Genomic DNA, 1534 nt, shown 5'->3' on the forward strand with positions numbered 1-1534 from the left:
TATTCTGTTGAAAAAGTCCCGCTTGCGATTGGCGTGAAGTCCTGATTCAGTGTTCCGCAGGCAAGCGGAGATTGGGCTGATGATGGGCGAGCGGACGGTGATGCAGGAGGCGCTGTTCTATAGCTTCCGCATTGAGGATCACGTGCCGGGCGATCACCTTCTGCGCGCGATCGACCGGTTCGTTGATCTGTCCGGCATCCGCGAGCACCTGAAGCCGTTCTACAGCCCGATGGGCCGGCCATCGATCGATCCCGAACTGATGATCCGGATGCTGATCGTGGGCTATTGCATGGGCATCCGCTCGGAGCGGCGGCTGTGCGAGGAGGTGCATCTCAACCTTGCCTATCGCTGGTTCTGCCGGCTCGATCTGGATGGCGCGGTGCCCGATCACTCGACCTTCTCGAAGAACCGCCACGGACGGTTCCGAGACAGCGACCTGTTGCGCAAGCTGTTCGAGCTGACCGTGGAGCGCTGCATGGCCGAAGGGCTGGTGGGCGCCGAAGGGTTCGCGGTCGATGCCAGCCTGATCCGCGCGGACGTCCACCGCCAGCGTTCGGTCCCGGGCGAGGAGGGTCTCCCGTCCCACGCAGCAGGCCGCGCGGTCGCCGAGTATCTCGACGTGCTTGACGATGCTGCGTTCGGCGGATCGACCCCGGTCACGCCAAAGCGGATCAACCTTACCGATCCGGCATCGCGCTGGACCGCAGCGACGCGCGGATCGGCCTTCTACGCCTACAGCACGAACTACCTGATCGATCTCGACCACGCAGTCATCGTCGATGTCGAGGCGACGACCGCGATCCGCCAGGCTGAGGTGCTCGCGCAGCGGCGGATGATCGAACGCACGCAGGACCGCTTCGGCCTGTGGCCCGAGAAGCTGGTGGCCGATACCGCCTATGGGTCAGCGCCGAACCTCGCTTGGTTGGTCGAGGATCGCGGCATCGAACCGCATATCCCCGTGTTCGACAAGTCTGCCCGCCGCGACGATACCTTCGAGCGGTCGGCCTTTACCTTCGATCACGACGACGACAGCTATATCTGTCCCGGCGGCAATCGCCTTCGTCCATCCAACCGCAACTTCAGCACCCCGCGTCCGCGCGCCAATGCCGATGGCTTCATCCGCTATCGTGCGCGCGAGAAGGACTGCGCCGCCTGCAATTTGAAGGAGCGTTGCACGCCGAAGCTGGCAGCCCGCAAGATCATGCGCTCGGTCCACGAGGGCGCTCGCGATCTGGCCCGCGAGATCGCCACCAGGGACGCCTATCTCGTCTCGCGCCGACAGCGGAAGAAGGTCGAGATGCTGTTTGCGCACCTCAAACGTATCCTGAAACTAGATCGCTTGCGCCTGCGCGGTCCGAGTGGAGCAAAAGACGAGTTCCATCTCGCCGCTGCAGCCCAAAACCTTCGTAAGCTGGCCAAGATGAAACCGACCCCGGGCCTGGCGCCCGCCTGAGCGGCAAAGCAACGCCGCTCGCCTGATGTCAGCCGCGAGCCCGACCGTGCTCCGCCTGCGACTTCTTCAACAGAATAGGGT

1 protein-coding gene is annotated in these 1534 nt (G+C 63.8%); it reads left to right on the top strand.

Going from position 1 to position 1534, the window contains the following annotated elements:
- The first annotated feature begins 79 nt into the window (after positions 1-79).
- Positions 80-1453: a transposase gene (locus tag K4G67_RS17365; RefSeq protein ID WP_239807496.1), complete on the top strand. Its 1374-nt coding sequence runs from the start codon at positions 80-82 to the stop codon at positions 1451-1453.
- The last annotated feature ends 81 nt before the right edge of the window (positions 1454-1534 follow it).

The sequence above is a fragment of the Croceicoccus hydrothermalis genome, from assembly GCF_022378335.1.
Taxonomy (GTDB): domain Bacteria; phylum Pseudomonadota; class Alphaproteobacteria; order Sphingomonadales; family Sphingomonadaceae; genus Croceicoccus; species Croceicoccus hydrothermalis.